General features: G+C 61.7%; 19 protein-coding genes and 1 pseudogene. 13 read left to right on the top strand and 7 right to left on the bottom strand.

Annotation, left to right across the window (positions count from 1 at the left end; genetic code table 11):
- Positions 1 to 124, bottom strand: a pseudogene (locus ROG8370_RS21440) (IS110 family RNA-guided transposase); the annotation flags it as partial.
- Between the two features lie 214 nt (positions 125 to 338).
- On the opposite strand from ROG8370_RS21440, the gene ROG8370_RS14480 reads away from it, so the two are divergent.
- Positions 339 to 941: a glutathione S-transferase gene (locus ROG8370_RS14480; protein ID WP_085827894.1), complete on the top strand. Its 603-nt coding sequence runs from the start codon at positions 339 to 341 to the stop codon at positions 939 to 941.
- 40 nt (positions 942 to 981) lie between these two features.
- Here ROG8370_RS14480 and ROG8370_RS14475 read toward each other — a convergent pair whose 3' ends face one another.
- Positions 982 to 1,674, bottom strand: coding sequence for an outer membrane beta-barrel protein (locus tag ROG8370_RS14475; RefSeq protein WP_085827893.1), 693 nt, complete (start codon positions 1,672 to 1,674; stop codon positions 982 to 984).
- Between the two features lie 226 nt (positions 1,675 to 1,900).
- Here ROG8370_RS14475 and petA point away from each other — a divergent pair, with 226 nt between their 5' ends.
- The 4 genes from petA (at position 1,901) to ROG8370_RS14455 (ending at position 5,450) form a co-directional block, all read left to right on the top strand.
- Positions 1,901 to 2,464 (top strand): ubiquinol-cytochrome c reductase iron-sulfur subunit, encoded by a 564-nt coding sequence (petA, locus tag ROG8370_RS14470; RefSeq protein ID WP_085827895.1) that lies wholly within the window; start codon positions 1,901 to 1,903, stop codon positions 2,462 to 2,464.
- A 12-nt stretch (positions 2,465 to 2,476) separates the two neighbouring features.
- A complete protein-coding gene (gene petB, locus ROG8370_RS14465) occupies positions 2,477 to 3,799 on the top strand; it encodes a cytochrome b (RefSeq protein WP_073197484.1) in 1,323 nt (440 codons plus the stop codon).
- Between the two features lie 16 nt (positions 3,800 to 3,815).
- Entirely contained in the window at positions 3,816 to 4,661 is an 846-nt protein-coding gene (locus tag ROG8370_RS14460; RefSeq protein WP_170925256.1) for a cytochrome c1, read from the top strand.
- A 123-nt stretch (positions 4,662 to 4,784) separates the two neighbouring features.
- Positions 4,785 to 5,450 (top strand): cupin domain-containing protein, encoded by a 666-nt coding sequence (locus ROG8370_RS14455; RefSeq protein ID WP_085827891.1) that lies wholly within the window; start codon positions 4,785 to 4,787, stop codon positions 5,448 to 5,450.
- Here the strand turns inward: ROG8370_RS14455 and ROG8370_RS14450 are convergent.
- Together ROG8370_RS14450 and ROG8370_RS14445 are read right to left on the bottom strand one after the other, a co-directional pair.
- The gene (locus ROG8370_RS14450) at positions 5,447 to 6,586 is read right to left on the bottom strand and encodes an alkane 1-monooxygenase (protein ID WP_139838168.1); all 1,140 of its coding nucleotides are present in this window, start codon (positions 6,584 to 6,586) and stop codon (positions 5,447 to 5,449) included. The two genes, ROG8370_RS14455 and ROG8370_RS14450, sit on opposite strands and share 4 nt — an antisense overlap.
- A 32-nt stretch (positions 6,587 to 6,618) precedes the next feature.
- On the bottom strand, positions 6,619 to 7,680 hold the full coding sequence (locus ROG8370_RS14445; RefSeq protein WP_085827889.1) for an A/G-specific adenine glycosylase: 1,062 nt from the start codon (positions 7,678 to 7,680) through the stop codon (positions 6,619 to 6,621).
- 80 nt (positions 7,681 to 7,760) lie between these two features.
- On the opposite strand from ROG8370_RS14445, the gene ROG8370_RS14440 reads away from it, so the two are divergent.
- Together ROG8370_RS14440 and ROG8370_RS14435 are read left to right on the top strand one after the other, a co-directional pair.
- A complete protein-coding gene (locus ROG8370_RS14440) occupies positions 7,761 to 8,270 on the top strand; it encodes a DUF721 domain-containing protein (RefSeq protein WP_085827888.1) in 510 nt (169 codons plus the stop codon).
- 18 nt (positions 8,271 to 8,288) lie between these two features.
- Positions 8,289 to 8,954 carry a DsbA family protein gene (locus ROG8370_RS14435; protein WP_085827887.1) on the top strand — a complete coding sequence of 222 codons (666 nt, stop codon included), beginning with the start codon at positions 8,289 to 8,291 and terminating at the stop codon, positions 8,952 to 8,954.
- 20 nt (positions 8,955 to 8,974) lie between these two features.
- Here ROG8370_RS14435 and lpxK read toward each other — a convergent pair whose 3' ends face one another.
- Positions 8,975 to 9,991 carry a tetraacyldisaccharide 4'-kinase gene (lpxK, locus tag ROG8370_RS14430; protein ID WP_085827886.1) on the bottom strand — a complete coding sequence of 339 codons (1,017 nt, stop codon included), beginning with the start codon at positions 9,989 to 9,991 and terminating at the stop codon, positions 8,975 to 8,977.
- A complete protein-coding gene (locus ROG8370_RS14425; RefSeq protein WP_085827885.1) occupies positions 9,988 to 11,208 on the bottom strand; it encodes a 3-deoxy-D-manno-octulosonic acid transferase in 1,221 nt (406 codons plus the stop codon). Before ROG8370_RS14425 ends, lpxK begins: the two co-directional genes overlap by 4 nt.
- 224 nt (positions 11,209 to 11,432) lie before the next feature.
- On the opposite strand from ROG8370_RS14425, the gene ROG8370_RS14420 reads away from it, so the two are divergent.
- Both ROG8370_RS14420 and tnpA read left to right on the top strand, forming a co-directional pair.
- Positions 11,433 to 12,173, top strand: coding sequence for a glutamine amidotransferase (locus tag ROG8370_RS14420; protein ID WP_085827884.1), 741 nt, complete (start codon positions 11,433 to 11,435; stop codon positions 12,171 to 12,173).
- Positions 12,174 to 12,319: 146 nt separating this feature from the next.
- Positions 12,320 to 12,736: an IS200/IS605 family transposase gene (gene tnpA, locus ROG8370_RS14415; RefSeq protein WP_085825361.1), complete on the top strand. Its 417-nt coding sequence runs from the start codon at positions 12,320 to 12,322 to the stop codon at positions 12,734 to 12,736.
- A gap of 59 nt (positions 12,737 to 12,795) precedes the next feature.
- Here tnpA and fdhF read toward each other — a convergent pair whose 3' ends face one another.
- Positions 12,796 to 15,576 (bottom strand): formate dehydrogenase subunit alpha, encoded by a 2,781-nt coding sequence (fdhF, locus tag ROG8370_RS14410; RefSeq protein ID WP_085827883.1) that lies wholly within the window; start codon positions 15,574 to 15,576, stop codon positions 12,796 to 12,798.
- Between the two features lie 244 nt (positions 15,577 to 15,820).
- On the opposite strand from fdhF, the gene ROG8370_RS14405 reads away from it, so the two are divergent.
- From ROG8370_RS14405 to ROG8370_RS14390, 4 genes are all read left to right on the top strand, one after another.
- On the top strand, positions 15,821 to 16,165 hold the full coding sequence (locus ROG8370_RS14405) for a hypothetical protein (protein ID WP_085827882.1): 345 nt from the start codon (positions 15,821 to 15,823) through the stop codon (positions 16,163 to 16,165).
- 103 nt (positions 16,166 to 16,268) lie between these two features.
- Positions 16,269 to 16,919, top strand: a complete 651-nt coding sequence (locus ROG8370_RS14400; RefSeq protein WP_085827881.1) for a histidine phosphatase family protein — start codon at positions 16,269 to 16,271, stop codon at positions 16,917 to 16,919.
- A 28-nt stretch (positions 16,920 to 16,947) separates the two neighbouring features.
- Positions 16,948 to 17,562, top strand: coding sequence for a glutathione S-transferase family protein (locus ROG8370_RS14395; protein WP_085827880.1), 615 nt, complete (start codon positions 16,948 to 16,950; stop codon positions 17,560 to 17,562).
- Between the two features lie 9 nt (positions 17,563 to 17,571).
- On the top strand, positions 17,572 to 18,627 hold the full coding sequence (locus ROG8370_RS14390; RefSeq protein ID WP_085827879.1) for a saccharopine dehydrogenase: 1,056 nt from the start codon (positions 17,572 to 17,574) through the stop codon (positions 18,625 to 18,627).
- Positions 18,628 to 18,629: the final 2 nt, after the last annotated feature.

Below are 18,629 nucleotides of genomic sequence, written 5' to 3'. Positions count from 1 at the left end.
ACATGAATTTCCAGAACTGGGGCCGTGTCAGTTTTTTGCGGAATTGTTCCTTCCCCGACAGCAATGCCCCGTGAACCTGGAAAATACTCTTCGCCAGATCTACACCAATCATTGTATCCTTCATTTTGCCGTCCTCTCCGTTAGATGGTCTACAGACCACCATCTTGGCACATTGCGATGCCGTCAGGGGAGGGCGGCAACCACCCCATCTTCAGTACCTGGAACAGCACATCGCTGATCCTACCGGCGCCAGCCGGTAGTGGTTCAGTGCGCGGGCACTGGACAGGAGCCGGAGGCGTGCCTAACGTCGCGGTGACCGTTTAGCAGGGGACGCCGACATGAAACTGATTTTCTCGCCGCTTTCACCTTTTGTACGCAAGGTTCATGTGTTGTTGCATGAGACCGGGCAGTTGGGCGATGTCGAGGTGGTGGATGTGGCCACCACGCCGCTTGATACCAACCCCGAGGCGGCGGCGGCCAATCCGTTGGGCAAAATCCCGGCCTTGGTGCGCGCCGACGGGCCGACGCTCTATGACAGTCGGGTGATCACCCGCTATCTGGATCATCGCGCGGGCGGCAAAATGTACCCGGAGGCGCGGCTTTGGGATGTGCTGACGCTTGAGGCGACCGCCGAAGGGATCATGGAGGCCGCCCTGTCGATGACCTATGAGGCGCGGTTTCGCCCCGAAGAGATGCAATATGCGCCTTGGGTCGAGGGCCAGTGGCAAAAGGCCTCGCGCGCCTTGGCGGCGGTCAATGCCCGCTGGATGAGCCATCTGGCGGGGCCGCTCGACATGAGCCACATCGCCATGGGCTGTGCGCTGGGCTATCTTGATTTTCGCCATGACGCGCGTGGCTGGCGGGTTGGCAACGAGGCCCTGGCCGATTGGTACGCGGCTTTTTCAGAGCGTGACAGCATGACAAAGACGGCGCCGGAATAACCGGCGCCGTCTTGGTGGATCGATCGCGGTGAAGCGGTGATCAGAAGCTGTAGCTGAAGCCGACGTTGATGGCCTGGGTCAGCAGTTCGGTCTTGAGCTTGCCATCGGTCTGGCCCGCGACTGCGGGATCGGCGTCGATGGTGGCATCGTTGTCGGAATAGACGATCTGATATTCGCCAAACAGCGCCCATTTCTCGTTGATGTTGTATTTCACGCCTGCGATGCCGCGCACTGCGGGACCGGTTGTCTCGTAGCCGAAGGTGCGGCCCGAGGCGCCGGTGACCTTGATATCGACATGCGGCACTGCGATCCCGAGGCCCGCACCGACATAGGGCGTGAACTTGGGCGCTTTGACGAAGGCACCGGGCCAGCGTTTCATGATGTTGGCGGTGATGATGTTGTGACCATCGGTGAATTCAAGCTTGTCGACCCCAAGGGCGGCGCGGTCGGCGGGCGAGGCCACGGCCTTGGTGTGGGTGCCTTCAATGCCGAAGCCGATGTTCTTGTCCGTCCACCATGTGGCGCGGCCACCATAGTAAAACGGGTTGCTGAGCGGCTTTGCCTTCCAGGTGATGTCACGCTTCACGGTCGTGGCCGAGCCGGGAAGGCGGACCGAGTCGGTCGAGCTTTCGGCGTTCTGGACACCTGTATAGAGACTGATTTCAAGCTCTGCCGCGGCCGGTGCGGCGGTCAGCATCATCGCCACAGCGGCAAATTTCAGGTTGTTCAGCATGTCAAAGGCCCTCTGGATACCAAAAATGCGGGTTTTTCAGGTTACTTATACCCGGATTTGTTGCATCACAAGCGCGACACTTGCGCGCCTTGATCAAATCAGCGGCATTGCGCACTGGACTGCCCTTGAAAGCCCAGCTAAATACCGGCCCAGACTGGTTGCGGGAATCCTGCGGCCTGAAACCCGTATGCGGCCGATAGCGGCGCTGATAAATGGAGTAAACCTCGTGTCCCACGCAGACGATCACGAAGGCACCCGTAGGGATTTCCTCTACTACGCCACCGCAGGCGCTGGTGCTGTCACCGCCGGTGCGGCCATCTGGCCGCTGGTCAATCAAATGAATCCTTCGGCCGATGTGCAGGCGCTCGCCTCTATTCGCGTTGATGTGGGCGGCGTTGAGCCGGGCACGCAGATCACGGTCAAGTGGCTTGGTAAGCCGGTGTTCATTCGCCGCCGTACCGAAAAAGACATCGAAGCCGGCCGCGCCGTCGACGTCGACAGCCTGCCCGATCCGATCGCGCGCAACGGCAATGTTGCCGGTGAAGTGCCCGCAACCGACGAAAACCGCACTCTGGACGAGGCCGGCGAATGGCTGGTTCAGATGGGTGTTTGTACCCACTTGGGCTGTGTCCCGATCGGCGATGGCGCCGGTGATTTCGGCGGCTGGTTCTGCCCCTGTCACGGGTCGCACTATGATACCGCCGGGCGGATCCGCAAAGGGCCCGCACCCGAGAACCTGCCGGTGCCACTGGCCGAATTCGTCGACGAGACGACGATCAAACTGGGATAAGGAAACACAATTATGTCCGGCATTCCGCACGATCATTACGAGCCCAAGACGAACGGTGAAAAATGGCTGCATTCGCGCCTTCCCATCGTCGGGCTGCTTTATGACACCATCATGATCCCCACACCCAAGAACCTGAACTGGATGTGGATCTGGGGCATCGTTCTTACCTTCTGCCTGGCGCTGCAAATCGTTACCGGGATTGTCCTGGCGATGCATTACACGCCGCAGGTCGATATGGCGTTTGCGTCGATCGAACACATCATGCGCAACGTGAATGGCGGGCATTTCATCCGCTATCTGCACATGAACGGCGCCTCGCTGTTCTTCGTTGCCGTTTATCTGCACATCTTCCGTGGTCTTTATTACGGGTCCTACAAGGCCCCGCGCGAGATCACATGGATCATCGGCATGCTGATCTATCTGGCAATGATGGGCACCGCGTTCATGGGTTACGTTCTGCCCTGGGGCCAGATGTCATTCTGGGGTGCCACGGTGATCACCGGCCTGTTCGGCGCGATCCCGTTCATCGGCGAATCGATCCAGACCTGGCTTTTGGGCGGACCGGCCGTTGGCAACGCCACGCTGAACCGCTTTTTCTCGCTGCACTACCTGCTGCCCTTCGTGATTGCCGCGCTGGTCGCGCTTCACATCTGGGCGTTCCACACCACGGGCAACAACAACCCGACCGGTGTTGACGTGCGCCGCAGCTCCAAGGCCGAAGCGGACAAGGATACCGTGTCGTTCTGGCCCTACTTCGTGATCAAGGATCTGTTCGCCCTGGCGGTGATCCTGGTGGTGTTCTTTGCCATCGTTGGCTTTATGCCCAACTATCTTGGCCACCCCGACAACTATATCGAAGCGAACCCGCTTGTGACGCCAGCGCATATCGTGCCGGAATGGTACTTCCTGCCGTTCTACGCGATCCTGCGTGCCTTTACCGCCGACGTTTGGGTGGTGATGTTCGCCAGCTGGATCACCGGCGGCATCGTTGACGCCAAGTTCTTCGGTGTCCTGGCGATGTTCGGCGCGATTGCCGTGATGGCGCTGGCGCCCTGGCTTGATACCTCTTCGGTCCGTTCGGGCCGCTATCGCCCGATGTTCAAGTGGTGGTTCTGGCTGTTGGCCATCGACTTTGTCGTCCTGATGTGGGTCGGCGCGATGCCGGCGGAACCGCCCTATTCGACGATCTCGCTGATCGCGTCTGCCTATTGGTTCGCCTACTTCCTTGTGATCCTGCCGCTTCTGGGTGTGATCGAGAAACCCGAGGCTCAGCCTGCCACCATCGAAGACGATTTCGATGCGCATTATGGCAAAGCTGAAACGCCCGCTGAATAAGAAAGGACACAGGACAATGTTCAAGAAAACAGGCATTGCAGCGCTGACTGCCCTGACCCTTTCCGCCGGTGGCGCATGGGCCGCAGGTGCCGAAGCGCATGTCGAAGACATCGCGTTCTCGTTCGAGGGGCCGTTTGGCAAATTCGACCAGAACCAGCTTCAGCGTGGCCTCAAGATCTATACTCAGGTCTGTTCGGCCTGCCACGGGCTGCAATATGTCCCGCTGCGCACGCTTGGCGATGAGGGTGGCCCGCATCTTCCCGAAGATCAGGTGCGCGCCTATTCCTCGCAGTTCGAAGTGTTCGACAAGGAGCTGGACGATACTCGCCCGGCGATCCCGGCCGATCATTTCCCCGGCTCGGCGCTTGAGAATGCGCCGGACCTGTCGCTTATGGCCAAGAAACGTGCGGGCTTTCACGGCCCCTACGGCTCTGGTCTGAGCCAGTTGTTCAACGGTATGGGTGGCCCCGAGTACATCTATTCGCTGATGACCGGCTATCACGAGGCCCCCGAATGCGCCCCCGAGGATTTCCCCGGCAGCTATAACGCGGCCTTCGCCGCCGGTGGTTTCCCTGAGTCCTGCAAGGACGATCATGGCGGCCACACCGTTCCCGGTAGCTGGATCGCCATGGGTCAGCCGCTTTGGGGGGACGACGTTGAATTCGACGACGGCACCGAAGCGACGCTTGAGCAGTCGGCAGAAGACGTCGCCGCCTTCCTGATGTGGACCGCCGAACCCAAGATGATGGCACGTCAGCATGCCGGCCTTGTCGGCGTTATCTTCCTGACGCTGTTGTCGGTGCTGCTCTATCTCACCAACAAGCGGATCTGGGCCCCGATCAAGGGCAAGAAAACCCACTGATCCCGCGTCTGGCGATAAGATATAAAGGCCCCGCAGGTTTTGCCTGTGGGGCTTTTTCTTTTGCCAGGCTTGATTTTCGGGGGCCAACCTACAAGATTACAGGTCTGAGCCGAAGGAACTGAAATGCGCATCAATGCCGATTTTTCAAAGCGGGTCGTGATCCGGCCCGATAATTACGACTGGGTCAAATCCCCTGCGGCGGGGGTCGAGCGGATGATGCTTGACCGGATCGGCGAGGAGGTGGCCCGCGCCACCACCATCGTGCGGTTTGCGCCTGAATCATACTTTGACGCCCATACCCACGGCGGCGGCGAAGAGTTTTTCGTGCTTGAGGGGGTGTTTTCCGATGAAACCGGCGACTATCCGGCTGGCACCTATGTGCGCAACCCGATCGGCACAAGCCATAAGCCGCATACCAAAGAGGGCTGTACCATCCTTGTGAAGCTGCATCAGTTCGCCGCTTCGGACACAGTGCAGTTTCACATCGACACGACGACCGCCGAGTTTGCGCCAAGCGCCAGCGAGGGTGTTTCGGTCCTGCCGCTGCACAGCGCCGTCAACGAAGAGGTGCGCCTCGTGCGCTTTGCCCCCGGTGCGCGCGCGCCGGCGCATGCGCACAAGGGCGGCGAAGAAATCTATGTTCTCGAAGGCACCCTTGCCGATGAGCACGGCACCTATCCGGCGGGCACATGGCTGCGCAGCCCGGATATGTCAGAGCACACGCCGTTTTCCGACGAGGGCTGTCTTATCTACATGAAAACCGGGCACCTGCCGGATCAGGTCGCCTAGCGCGGCAACGGATTGCGCGCCTTGTTATAGGGCCGCCAATCGGTGATTTCGGGGTAATACATTTGGCGCCAGCGGCGCACGCGCGGGTTCATCACCCGCCGCCAGATCGGCGGAAACATCGCCGCGACGGTCATCACCGGATAGCCATAGGGCAATTGCGGCGCGTCCGCCTCTGTGTAGTTCTGCAATAGCGGAAAACGGCGGTCGGGCTTGTAATGGTGATCTGAGTGGCGTTGCAGGTTGATCAGCAGCCAGTTCGACGCCTTATGCGCCGCGTTCCAGCTATGCTGCGGTTTGACGTGCTCGTATTTGCCGTCCCCAAGGTGTTTGCGGGTCAGGCCGTAATGCTCGACGTAATTGACCAGTTCAAGCTGCCAGATCGCGACAAAGGCCTGCCAGACAAAAAGCCCAAGCCCGATCCAACCGCCGATCAGCAGCGCCAGCAAAAGCATGAACCCCTGCAACGCCCAGTACTTGAAAAACGGGTTTTTCAGGTCGAACCAGGGCTTGCCGCGCCGCGCCAACATCGCCTTTTCCGCCTTGAAAGCCGAGACGAAACACCCCTTCAGGACGCGCGGAAAGAAGCGGTGAAACCCCTCGTTATAACGCGCGGTCACCGGATCGCGCGGCGTGCCGACATAGCGGTGATGCACCAAGAGATGCTCGGAGCGGAAATGCGAATAAAGCACCATCGCCAATAGGGCATCGCCCATGAACCGCTCGCTCCTGTCCTTTTGATGCATCAATTCATGGCTGTAATTGATGCCAACGGTGCCGGTGATCACCCCGACGCCAAAGAACAGCAGGATCGTTTCGAGGGTCGAAAGATGCGCATCGCCCGGCCCGGTCACGTACCAGATCATCCAGTACAACAGCACAAATTGCACTGGCGCCCAAATCAGGGTGATCGCCTTGTACCAGCTGAGCTGATCTTCGCGGGTCTCAAGGTCTGCGTTCTCAAGGTAAAGCCCGAGAAAGGCGTCTAGAATGGAAAAGAAATACCATGTGACCAGCGGCAAGAGGATCACCGTCCATCCGCCGTAAAACGCCCCGATCAGCGCAATCGGCACCAGCAAAAGCGACATCGCAAAGGGCAGGGCACGCTGAAATCTGGAAACTTGGGCGGCGGGGATCATGACAGGCTCCGACATGGGGGATTGCGCATAACTTAGGCCCTATCTGTCAGTGTGCCTTGCGCAAGGTCAAACACCTTTCGCATGACGGTGGGTAGGTCGCTGCGTCGAAACGCATGTTTGGGCATGAATTCCCCCAATTCGGGGGTGGCATCCTTGCCGACATGCGCCACCGCGACCCTCAGGCGCAAATGGAAATGGGTAAAGGTGTGGCGCGCCTCTTCGTCAAGCATCTGCCAGGGGGCCTCAAGCGGCGGGGCGGGGGCGGGGGCGCCATTCCAATCGCTTCCGGGCCAGCCGAGCATGCCGCCCAGAAGCCCCTTGTCGGGGCGGCGTTCAAGCAAGAGCGCACCGTCGTGGCGCCGGGCCACATAGGCGATGCCAAACCGGGTGGGCTTTTGCTTTTTGGCCAGTTTCCTGGGCAACTCGGCCTGTGTCCCCGTCGCGCGCGCCGCGCAGGCGCGCAGCCACGGGCAAATCCCGCAGGCCGGGGATTTGGGCGTGCAGATCGTCGCGCCAAGATCCATCACCGCCTGCGCGTAATCGCCGGGGCGGGTCTCTGGCGTAAGGGCGGCGGCGGCGCGGGTCAGTTCCGGCTTGGCGGTGGGCAGAGGCGTGTGAATGTCATGCAGCCTTGCCATCACCCGCTCGACATTGCCATCAACCACCACCTCGGGCCGGTCAAAGGCAATCGCCGAAATCGCCGCCGCCGTGTAGGGCCCGATACCGGGCAGGCCAAGCAGGCCCTCGCGCGTCACCGGGAAAATCCCGCCATGATCGGCCACCACGGCGCGGGCGCATTTCAACAGGTTGCGGGCGCGCGCGTAATAGCCAAGCCCGGCCCATTCGCCCATCACTTTTGCATCTTCGGCGGCGGCAAGATCGGTGACGCTTGGCCAGAGCGTGGTAAAACGCTCAAAATAGGTACGCACCGCCGCGACGGTGGTTTGCTGCAACATCACCTCGGAAAGCCAGATCCGATAGGGATCGGGCATCACGCCGCTGGCCCGCGCGCGCGGGGACACGCGCCACGGCAAATCGCGCGCATTGGCGTCATACCAGTGCAGCAAGTCCAGCGGATCGGCGGTGTCACGCATGTTTTATCCTCGCCAAGGGTTTGGGGCTGGTATGCCCCGTTACATGCCCTAAAATAGAGCATCTGAACAGGAGTCCAGCCATGGTCGGCCGCAAGGCGAAATCAACGGGGTTCAAACGCACCTCGTCGCTTCTTCAGCACAGCATTCGCCGTGCCTCGGAGACGCGTGGCTTTGCGCAATCGCGGCTTCTGACCCATTGGGCCGAGATCGTGGGCGAGGATATCGCTGCCATCGCCCGCCCGGTCGAGGTTTCTTATGGCCGTCAGGGGATGGGCGCGACGCTTTCTGTGCTGACCACGGGCGCGCAGGCGCCGATGCTTGAGATGCAAAAGGAGAAACTGCGCGAAAAGGTGAATGCGGTTTACGGCTATAACGCCATTTCCCGGCTGCGCATCACCCAGACCGCGCCGACCGGCTTTGCCGAGGGTCAGGTCGACTTTACCCACCGCCCCAAGGCCAAATCCGGCCCCGACCATGCCCCCGAGGCACAAGCGGTCGCCGCCGAGCTTGCCGCCCCCGTGGGCGACGAAGGTTTGCGCCTTGCGCTGGAATCTCTGGGCCGAAACGTTATATCCAAATCGAAACGCTGAACTGCAAAGGGAAGAGTGATGAATAAACTGATTGCAATCGGGGCTGTTGGCCTTGCCGTGGTGACAGGCGCGGCCTTTTGGGGCAGCACCGGGAGCACGCCCACCGCCGACCTGCCGCTTGGCGCGGTTTCGGCGCAAGAGGCGGCGGATGTCGACACCTCGGGCATCGTCGAAATGACGCTTGGCGCGGAAACCTCGAAGGTGACGATCGTCGAATACGCGTCCTTTACCTGTCCGCATTGCGCGAACTTTCACAAGGGCCCGTTCAAGGAATTGAAAGCCGAGTATCTCGATACCGACAAGGTGACCTTCATCTATCGCGACGTCTATTTTGACCGCTTCGGCCTCTGGGCCTCGATGGTGGCGCGCTGTGCCGGGCCCGAGAAATTCTTTGGCATTTCCGACATGATCTATACGCAACAGCGCGAGTGGACCGATGGCGAACCGGCGAAAATCGCCGATAACCTGCGTCGCATCGGCAAGGTCGCCGGGCTTGCGCCCGAGCAGGTCGAGGCCTGCATGAACGATAGCGAAAAGGCCAAGGCGCTGGTGGCGTGGTATCAGAAAAACGCCGAGGCCGATGATGTCACCTCGACCCCGACGTTGGTGATCAACGGCAAGAAATACAGCAACATGAACTATGCTGATCTGAAGGTGATCATCGACGAAAAACTGGCCGAGTAAACGGCCCCCTGCGTGTCGGGTCAGTCTAGCCCGACACGCGCAAGGGCCGCATCAAACGGCCCCCAATCTTCGACAATCAAACGCACCGGCAGGGTGAGAACCTTGCGCCGGAAATCGGGCGGCAGGCGCACCGCGTCTTTTTCCGTGGTCACAAGCTGTGCACCAAGAACGCTGGCCTCGTGTTCAAGCCGCGTCATCAAGGCGGGCGTCAGCGGTTGGTGATCCTCAAGCGCCTCGCAACGGGCCAGCGTCGCGCCAAGGCTGCGCAGGGTGGCGAAAAACTTGCCCGGATGCCCGATGCCCGCAAAGGCCAGCAATTTGGCCCCTTTCCAGTCCATCCCGGTCTTGAGCGGCTCAAGCTGCCCTCTCAGGTGCGGCACGGTGATTTCGCTGCCCCACTCTTCGACAAAGCGTTCCTGCGCGCTCTGCGGGCCGATCGAAAGCAATAGGTCAGCGCGCACCATGCCCGCCTTGACCGGCTCGCGCAGTGGCCCTGCGGGGATACAACGGCCATTGCCAAAGCCCTTGATCGCATCCACCACGACAATCGAGATGTCCTTGATCAGGTCGGGGTTCTGCAACCCGTCATCCATCACGATGCAATCGACCTCGTCGCTGTCTTCGTCTTGCGCTGCGGCCAAAAGCGCGCGCGCGCCCGCCGCGCGGTCGCGCGATATCCAGGTCGGGCCAAAGGCCGCCGCCAAGAGCGGCTCGTCGCCAACATCGGCGGCGGTATGGGTGCGCGGGTTTACTTCAATCGGACCAGTCAGGGCGCCGCCATGGCCGCGCGACAGGATCACCGGCTCTTTGTTCCTCGCATGCAGACGGGATATCACCGCAAGCACGGTCGGGGTCTTGCCCGTGCCACCCGCGTTGATATTGCCGACACAGATCACCGGCACCGGCGCGCGCCAGCCCTCGCCCTGCGCCAGCCTTTGCCGGGTGGCGCGCGCATAAAGCGCACCGAGCGGTGCCAAGAGGCGCGCCTTGAGGCCGGGCCGCTTGCGGGGCCGAAACCAGAATGCGGGTGTTTTCATCGCTTCGCCTCCAATAAATCCAACCGGTCAAGCAACAGATCAAGGATGCTATCCGTCACCGCCGCGCCCTTTGATGCCACATCCCATGCCGCATGCGCCATGGTTGCCGCCTGATCGGGTGCAATCAGCCGCTGCACCGCTGCGGCCAATGTTCCGGTATCGCGCACGATCCGCGCCGCGCCCGCCTCGGCATAGCGCGAATAGCGGTTCAGATATCGCCCGACGTTCGGGCCGTAAAGTATCGCAGAGCCATGCGCCGCCGGTTCATTGGGATCGCGGCCATATTGCCCCGAGACAAGCGACGAGCCCATGAAGGTGATCGGTGACAGCCGATACCAAAGCCCCATTTCGCCCCGCGTATCAGCCAGAATGACCTGTGTCGTCTCGGTCGGAAGTTCGCCCTCGGACCAGACCACATAACGCCAGCCCTGCGCGTCAAGCACCTCGCGGATCGCGGGGCTGTCTTCTAGGTCGTCGGGGACGATGATCAAAAGGCTGCGGTGGGCAAGGCGGCTGGTGTCGCGATGGGCGCTGAGCAGGGTGTCCAGCTCTGCCACCTGGATCATCGCCCCAAGCCAGATCGGGCGGCTGCGCAGCAGGCTGGCAAGCTCTTCGCGCTCGGCATGGGTATAGGGCAGGGCCATCGTGCCCTCCTGAAAGGGGCCGGTCACGGTGACGATGCTTTCCGGCGCGCCATAGCGGCGCAAAACGCGCGCGGCGGCCTCGGAGCGGGCGAGGATGGTGACAAACCCGCCGAGAACGGCACGCGGCATATCCGGGAACCAGCGCCAGGCCGGGCGCTCCAGAAGCGGCTCATCCGCGTCAACAAGGTAGCGTGGGATATCCGCCTTATCCGCAGAGATCAGCAGCGCAGGTTTAAGGTCGCCGCCGGTCCAGAGCACGATATCGGGTGTCCAATAGTCAAGAAAGGCCTCGGCGGCGGGGATCGAATCTTCGGGCAGGGGTTGCCAGATCACCGGCCCCCCGGCCTTTAGGCGCTCGGGCGCAGGCCCGGAAGTGGTCAGGACCATATGCGCGCCGGGACGTTGCTGTGCCAGGCGCTCGGCCAGATGCACCAGAGTATCGGCGCGCGCCGCATCCACCGCATGGGCCCAGATCAGCGGCCCCTCGGGTCGCGGCATGTCAGGCGCAACGCCGGGCTTGCCGGTGCGGCGGGCATAGGCAAGATAAGCCGCAAGGCTGAGCGAGCGGCTCATGTCCGATCACCCCAACCGTTCGGCTGGCGCGGTCGATTTGCCGCCAAGAACCAGGTGCAGGCGTGGGGTCATGGGTATTCCTTGGAAAGGCTGCGGATGCGCGCAGGGTATTCTATTGCGCCGCAGGGTCAAGCGATGGCACGCCTGTCACGGTGCAGGTTGCCGGGTTGACGCGACGGCGGACGCAGGGCAAGCACAGAGGCATCCCTGCAAAGGCCGTGCCCATGACCAAACCTTTCCTGATCCTGCAACTGCGCCCCGAAACCGAGGCCGCCGATGACGAGTTTGCCGCGATCCTGCGCAAAGGCGGGCTAGCGGCGGAGCGCGCGCACCGCATTCGCCTTGATCAAGAGGTGCTGCCGCCCGATCTCTGTCTTGCCGAGTATGCCGGGGTGATCGTGGGCGGCGGTCCGGGCTGTGTCAGCGATGCGCCCGGGGATAAACCCCCGGTCGAAGCAAGGATCGAGGCGCAGGTGATGTCGCTTATGCCACAGATCACTGCAGAGAATTTTCCCTATCTTGGCTGTTGCTATGGCATTGGCATTCTGGGCAAGCATCTAAAGGGTGATGTCAGCAAGGCGGCATATGGCGAGCCGGTCGGCACCGCCGATTGTGCTCTGACCGAGGCGGGGCGTGATGATCCGCTTCTGGCTGGGCTTCCGCCCGCGTTTCAGGCTTTCGTCGGCCACAAGGAAGCGTTGCAGGAGCTGCCGCCGGGGTGTGTGCACTTGATCAGTTCCCCGAGTTGTCCCTATCAGATGATCCGGTTCGGCGAGCATGTCTATGCCACGCAGTTTCACCCCGAGGCCGATGGCGCGGGTTTTGAGACCCGGATCAACATCTATCGCCACAAGGGCTATTTCCCGCCCGAGGCCGCGCAGGATCTTATCGCAATGTGCCGGGCGGCGGATGTGCATGCCCCCGAGCGGATCTTGCGCAACTTCGTCAGGCGCTATGGGGGATAGGGCGGAATTTTAGTATCCACGCCGTGGAGCAAACCCTCCGACTTCCAGTCGGACCCGCTTCAGCGTGAAAGAATCGCTTTATGATCGTACCCTCAGAAAAATGAGCCGCAGCCGGGTCGGAGGCTCATTTTTCTGAGGGTACGATCATGCAATATGACACCGGCAAACACTGCGTTTTCTATCACCGCTACCACATCGTCTGGTCGACCAAGTACCGTTATAAGGTGCTGACGGGGGCACTGCGACTGCGGGTGCGCGACATCTGTCGGCAGGTCTGCCGCGAGAACGAGGTCGACATCTTGCGCGGGGTGCTGTCGAGCGATCACGTCCACATGTTCGTCTCGGTGCCGCCGAAGCTCGCCATCTCGGATCTGGTGCGCAAGATGAAGGGCCGTTCGTCCCACAAGGTGCAACGGGAGTTTCCAGCCATCCGAAAGCGCTACTGGGGCTGCCGATTTTGGGGCCGAGGATACTTTTCAACCACCAACGGTGCCATTACGGAAGACATCGTACTTCAGTACCTGGAACAGCACATCGCTGATCCTACCGGCGCCAGCCGGTAGTGGTTCAGTATTTATGCCAAGAAGAAGCAGGGGGCGGAGTATGATCCGCCCCCGTTGTTTTATTCTGCGGCGACCTGTGCCGGGGCGGCTTCGACCTTGACGGCGGAGAACTTGAACTCGGGGATCTTGCCATAGGGATCGACCGCCGAGTTAGTCAGGATATTCGCCGCTGCCTCGACATAGGCGAAGGGGAGGAACACCATGTCCGGCGAGACCGCGCGATCGGCGCGGGCCATGATCTGAATGGTGCCGCGCTTGGTGCTCAGCTGCACCATGCCACCCGGTTCGACGCCGAGCTTGCGCAGGGTGGCGGGGTGCATTGAGCAGTTCGCCTCAGGCTCGACCGCGTCAAGGACCGCAGAGCGGCGGGTCATCGAGCCGGTGTGCCAATGCTCAAGCTGGCGCCCGGTGGTGAGGATCATCGGGTAATCCTCATCGGGCACATCGTCGGGCGCAATCACGCTGGCGGGGGTGAAGCGCGCGCGACCCTCGGGGCGCGGGAAGCCGTCGCCGAACACCACCGCCTTGCCCGGCTCATCGGGGCCATGGCAGGGGTAGGTCACGGCGTTTTCACGCTCAAGCCGCTCCCAGGTGATGTTGTTAAGCGAGCGCATGTTCTGCTTCATCTCGGCAAAGACATCGGCGGGGGATGCGTAATCCCAGTTGAGGCCGATCCGTTTGGCGAGCGCGGTGGTGATCGCCCAATCCTCGCGTGCATCGCCGGGGGGCGGCAGGGCCGGGCGGCCCATTTGCACCTGACGATTGGTGTTGGTCACGGTGCCGGATTTCTCGGCAAAGGCCGAGGCGGGCAGGATCACATCGGCATAGTTCGCCGTTTCGGTGAGGAAGATATCCTGCACCACCAGATGTTCGAGCTTGGCCAGAGCATCGCGGGCGTGTTCGACATCCGGATCGGACATGGCCGGGTTTTCGCCAAGGATATACATGCCGCGGGTGTTGCCCGCATGCACGTCATCCATGATCTCGGTGACGGTCAGGCCCTTTTCGGCGCTGAAGTCCTCTGATTTCCAAACCTCGGTAAAGGCGCGGCGCACGCCGTCGTCGGTGACGGTCTGATAATCTGGCAGGAACATCGGCACGAGGCCGGCGTCCGACGCGCCCTGAACGTTGTTCTGACCGCGCAGCGGGTGCAGCCCGGTGCCGGGGCGCCCGACCTGACCGGTCATCAAGGCGAGGCTGATCAGGCAGCGGGAATTGTCGGTGCCGTGGATATGCTGGGAAATCCCCATGCCCCAGAAGATCATTGCCGATTTGGCGCCGGCAAAGGTGCGGGCGACCTCGCGCAGGGTTTCGGCCGGGATACCACAGATGCCTTGCATCGCTTCGGGCGAGAAATCGGCGAGGTGGGCCTTTTCGGCCTCCCAGTTCTCGGTGTAGGCGTCGATGTATTGCTGGTCATAGAGACCCTCTTCGACGATCGTATGCATGATCGCGTTGAGCATCGACACATCCGCGCCGGGGCGGAATTGCAGCATGTGGGTGGCGAACCGGCGCAGGCCAACGCCGCGCGGGTCCATCACGATCAACTTGCCGCCGCGCTTGGTGAACTGTTTGAAATAGGTGGCCGCGACGGGATGGTTTTCAATCGGGTTACAGCCGATGGCGATCGCCACATCGGCGTTTTCGATCTCGTTGAAGGTGGCGGTCACCGCGCCCGAGCCGACGTTTTCGATCAGCGCCGCGACCGAGGAGGCATGGCACAGCCGCGTGCAGTGGTCGACGTTGTTGTGGCCAAAGCCCTGACGGATGAACTTCTGGAAAAGATAGGCCTCTTCGTTGGTGCATTTGGCCGAGCCGAAGCCCGCAACCGACTTGCCGCCATGATCGTCCTTGAGTCCCTTGAGCTTGCCAGCGGTCAGGTCAAGCGCCTCGTCCCACTCGGCCTCGCGGAAATATTCCTGCCAGTTCGAGGGATCGACGTTGAGCCCCTTGGCGGGCGCATCCTCGCGGCGGATCAGCGGCTTGGTCAGGCGATGTGCGTGGTGGATGTAGTCAAAGCCGAAGCGGCCCTTGACGCAAAGGCGGCCTTCGTTGGCCGGACCATTGAGGCCCTCGACATATTTGACGCGGCCGTCCTTGACCTTGAGGCTGATCTGGCAACCGACACCGCAGAACGGGCAGATGCTCTTGGTTTCGCTGTCGAAATCGGCGCTATCGCCCTGTTGCGCATCGTCCAGAACCGTGGCGGGCATAAGCGCGCCGGTCGGGCAGGCCTGAACGCATTCACCACAGGCGACGCAGGTCGAGGCGCCCATCGGGTCGGCCATGTCGAAGGTCGGATAGGCATCATGGCCCCGCCCGGACATACCGATCACGTCGTTGACCTGAACCTCGCGGCAGGCGCGCACGCAAAGACCGCAGGAAATGCAGGCGTCAAGGTTGACGCGCATCGCTACATGGCTGTCGTCGAGAAGCGGAATGCGGCCCTCTTCAAGCTTGGGAAAGCGGCTCTGGCTGACGCCGTTTGCATCGGCCATGTCCCAGAGGTGGCTTGATTTATCGCGGGCCTCGGCGCGCTCGGGCTGATCGGCGACGAGCATTTCGATGACCATCTTGCGGGCGTTTTCGGCGCGCGCGGAATTGGTGGTGACGACCATGCCGTCGCGGGCTTCGCGGATGCAGGACGCGACAAGCGTGCGCTCACCTTCGACTTCGACCATGCAGGCCCGACAGTTGCCATCCGGGCGATAGCCGGGGGCGGGCTTGTGGCAGAGGTGCGGAATGACCAGACCTCGGCCATTGGCAACTTCCCAGATGGTCAGACCGGCCTCGGCCTCGACTTGATTGCCATCAAGGGTGAATGTGATCCTGTCAGACATGCGCGTGTCTCCTTTGTTGGCGATGTTAGAGCATGCGATGCGAAAAGTGAGTCCGCTAATCCCGACACCTCACCGCATTTTTACGCCACTGGATGAGCAGAAGTTTCGTATCCGCAACACGGCGCGCCGGATGATCATTGTGGGGACGGGCGTTTCAGGGGCATTTTCAGGGTGGCGCGCCTCGGCTATCGTGCACCTGAGCGCGTGCAAACGCCATGTGTCCTTTAGTTGGAGCCAGAGAATCATGATCATCGCCCTTGTGCAAATCCCGATGGAGGGGCCCAAACGGCCCGAGTCTGATGTGATCGCCCAATCGCTTGAGTCGACGAAGATCTTTCACAAGGTCAAAGGCCTGCGTCGGAAATATTATCTCAACAGCGAGGCGGGCGGCGGAGGCGTTTATGAATTCGCCACGCGCGCAGAGGCCGAGGCCTGGTTCAACGCGGGCTGGGCCGACTGGATGGAGGGCCGCTTTGGCGTTCGCCCCACGCTGACTTTGTTTGACAGTCCTGTCGTGCTTGACAACGAGATCGGCGAGGTGCGGGTCAACGGATCGGCCGTGCCTGCCCCCTGGGGCGACGAGGGCTAGGCGCGCGCTTGGCCGCGCCTGCAAATATTTCACCGCGCACCTTTAACCCCGGCGTTCCCGGCGCTAACGTCGCGCGAAAGTGGGGCAGGGAAGGACGCGAACCTTGGCAGAGTTGATTTTGGTGCGGCACGGGCAGGCCAATAGCCACGCCACCAGCGAGGCCAGCTATGATCAGCTGTCCGCCCTTGGGCAACGTCAGGCAAAATGGCTTGGCGAGCATCTCGCCACCACCAACCCGCATTTTGATCAGGTTCTGACCGGCACGCTCAACCGGCAGGTCGAGACGGCGATCGGGATGGGCTATGGCATCACCACGCATGACCCGCGCCTGAACGAGCTTAGCTATTTCGCGCTTGCCCATGCGCTTGAGGCCGAGCATGGCATTCCGGCCCCGCGAGAGGCGGTCGAATTTGCCCGCTACCTGCCGCAGGTGATCGACCATTGGGCGCGCGGCGCGCTAAGCGATGTGCCCGAAACCTTTGAAGAGTTCGCGGGCCGGATCACCGCGGTGATCGACGAGCTTTGCGACGGCCATGGGCGTATCCTTGTGGTGACCTCGGGCGGGGTGATCGGGATGGTGATGCGCCACGCGCTTGGGCTTGAAACGCCGGGCATGGCCAAGGTCATGCTTCAGATCATGAACAGCTCGATGCACCGTTTGGAGCATGTTCACGATATGCTCATGCTGGGGGCGTTCAACGCCACGCCGCATCTTGATACGCCGGACCGGGCCCATGCCCGCACCTTTATCTGACCCTTGTCTGAGCCTGAAAGGACGCAGGATGAAACTTTACTATGCGCCGAAGACCATCGCGATTGCCGTGGCGATCACCCTTCACGAGGCGGGGATCGAGTATGATCCGATCCGGCTTGATTTCCGCAACGCGGAACAGACCAAGGCCGAGTATCACAAGGTCAACCCCAAGGGCCGCGTGCCCGCGCTTGTGACCGACCGGGGCATTCTGACGGAAACCGGCGCTTTGCTTGATTACATCGCCGATCTTGCGCCCGAGGCGAAGCTGCGCCCCGCCGATCCCTACGAGGTCGCGCAGGTGCGTGCGGTGATGTATTACATTGCCTCGACCATGCATGTGAACCACGCGCATGGTGCGCGCGGCACCCGTTGGGCGGATCAGCAAAGCTCGATCGAGGATATGAAGGCCAAGATGGTGCAGACCATGACCGACAGCGCCACTTTCATCGAAAACAACGTGCTGACCGGGCCCTATATCTTGGGTGACAAGATCTGCATGGCCGATCCTTACCTTTTCATCGCCTGCAACTGGCTTGAGGGGGATGGCGTCAATGTCGCCGATTTCCCGAAAATTCAGGCCTTCATGGCGGCGATGCGCGCGCGTCCCTCGGTCGAACGCGCCGTCAGTCTTGGCATGCTCTAAGGGGGTCACATGACACATCTCTGGGTCAGGGCCGAGCAGCGCCCAAATGAAGAACGCGTCGGCCTGACGCCCGAAGGGGCGGTGGCGCTGATTGCCAAGGGCATCAAGGTCACGGTCGAGCAAAGCCATGTCCGCGCGATCCCGATTGAGGGCTATCGCGCGGCGGGCTGTGCGATAGCGCCCGAGAACAGCTGGCCCGATGCGCCCGCCGATGCAATCATCTTTGGCCTCAAGGAATTGCCCGAGGATGGCACCCCCCTGCCACATCGCCACATCATGTTTGGCCATGCCTTCAAGGGGCAGCATTCTGGCCGTCGCTTGCTTGAGCGGTTCAAGGCGGGGGGCGGCACGCTCTATGATCTGGAATACCTTGTCGACGAGGATGGCCGCCGCGTTGCCGCCTTTGGGTATTGGGCAGGCTATGCCGGGGCGGCAGTGGCGCTAATGGCGTGGGGCGCGGCCCAAGCGGGCAAGACCTGTGCGCCGGTGGCGACCTTTGGCGGGCGCGACGCCTTGCTTGATGACCTGCGCGCGCGGCTTGATGGCACGGGGAAGCCACGCCCAAGCGCCATCGTGATCGGCGCGCTTGGCCGGGTTGGCACAGGCGCGGCCGACCTCTGCGAGGCGCTTGAGGTGAGCACCACCAAATGGGACATGGCCGAGACCGCCACGGGTGGGCCGTTCCCGGAAATTCTTGACCATGACCTGTTCCTGAACTGTATCTTTGCGCGCCCCGGAACGCCGGTCTTCGTGCCGAAATCGGCGCTTGAGGCGCCGCGCCGCCTGTCGGTGATTGGCGATGTGGCCTGTGATCCTGATAGCGATTACAACCCGGTGCCGGTCTATGACCGTGCCACCACCTGGCAAGAGCCGGTGGTGCGGGTGGCGAGCGATCCGGCGCTTGACGTGATGGCAATCGACAACCTGCCCTCGCTTTTGCCGGTCGAAGCCTCGCAGGATTACGCCGGACAGCTTTTGGCCTCGCTGGCGACGCTGGACCGGCTTGATGCCGGTGTCTGGGGGCGGGCGCAGGCGGTGTTTGACGACAACATGAAGGGAATTTGAGG

The organism is Roseovarius gaetbuli (assembly GCF_900172365.1).
Classification (GTDB): Bacteria; Pseudomonadota; Alphaproteobacteria; order Rhodobacterales; family Rhodobacteraceae; genus Roseovarius; species Roseovarius gaetbuli.
Note: the sequence above shows the minus strand (reverse complement) of the source record. Positions and strands in the feature narration are given on the sequence as shown.

Excerpts from the sequence above, each read along its gene's own strand:
- ROG8370_RS14480 (WP_085827894.1), top strand. The coding sequence starts at position 339 with ATGAAACTGATTTTCTCGCCGCTTTCACCTTTTGTACGCAAGGTTCAT.
- ROG8370_RS14425 (WP_085827885.1), bottom strand. The coding sequence starts at position 11,208 with ATGAGCCGCTCGCTCAGCCTTGCGGCTTATCTTGCCTATGCCCGCCGC.
- tnpA (WP_085825361.1), top strand. The coding sequence starts at position 12,320 with ATGCAATATGACACCGGCAAACACTGCGTTTTCTATCACCGCTACCAC.
- fdhF (WP_085827883.1), bottom strand. The coding sequence starts at position 15,576 with ATGTCTGACAGGATCACATTCACCCTTGATGGCAATCAAGTCGAGGCC.
- ROG8370_RS14475 (WP_085827893.1), bottom strand. The coding sequence starts at position 1,674 with ATGCTGAACAACCTGAAATTTGCCGCTGTGGCGATGATGCTGACCGCC.
- ROG8370_RS14435 (WP_085827887.1), top strand. The coding sequence starts at position 8,289 with ATGAATAAACTGATTGCAATCGGGGCTGTTGGCCTTGCCGTGGTGACA.
- ROG8370_RS14420 (WP_085827884.1), top strand. The coding sequence starts at position 11,433 with ATGACCAAACCTTTCCTGATCCTGCAACTGCGCCCCGAAACCGAGGCC.
- ROG8370_RS14395 (WP_085827880.1), top strand. The coding sequence starts at position 16,948 with ATGAAACTTTACTATGCGCCGAAGACCATCGCGATTGCCGTGGCGATC.
- ROG8370_RS14455 (WP_085827891.1), top strand. The coding sequence starts at position 4,785 with ATGCGCATCAATGCCGATTTTTCAAAGCGGGTCGTGATCCGGCCCGAT.
- ROG8370_RS14405 (WP_085827882.1), top strand. The coding sequence starts at position 15,821 with ATGATCATCGCCCTTGTGCAAATCCCGATGGAGGGGCCCAAACGGCCC.
- ROG8370_RS14460 (WP_170925256.1), top strand. The coding sequence starts at position 3,816 with ATGTTCAAGAAAACAGGCATTGCAGCGCTGACTGCCCTGACCCTTTCC.
- ROG8370_RS14390 (WP_085827879.1), top strand. The coding sequence starts at position 17,572 with ATGACACATCTCTGGGTCAGGGCCGAGCAGCGCCCAAATGAAGAACGC.
- ROG8370_RS14445 (WP_085827889.1), bottom strand. The coding sequence starts at position 7,680 with ATGCGTGACACCGCCGATCCGCTGGACTTGCTGCACTGGTATGACGCC.
- ROG8370_RS14450 (WP_139838168.1), bottom strand. The coding sequence starts at position 6,586 with ATGATCCCCGCCGCCCAAGTTTCCAGATTTCAGCGTGCCCTGCCCTTT.
- lpxK (WP_085827886.1), bottom strand. The coding sequence starts at position 9,991 with ATGAAAACACCCGCATTCTGGTTTCGGCCCCGCAAGCGGCCCGGCCTC.
- petB (WP_073197484.1), top strand. The coding sequence starts at position 2,477 with ATGTCCGGCATTCCGCACGATCATTACGAGCCCAAGACGAACGGTGAA.
- ROG8370_RS14440 (WP_085827888.1), top strand. The coding sequence starts at position 7,761 with ATGGTCGGCCGCAAGGCGAAATCAACGGGGTTCAAACGCACCTCGTCG.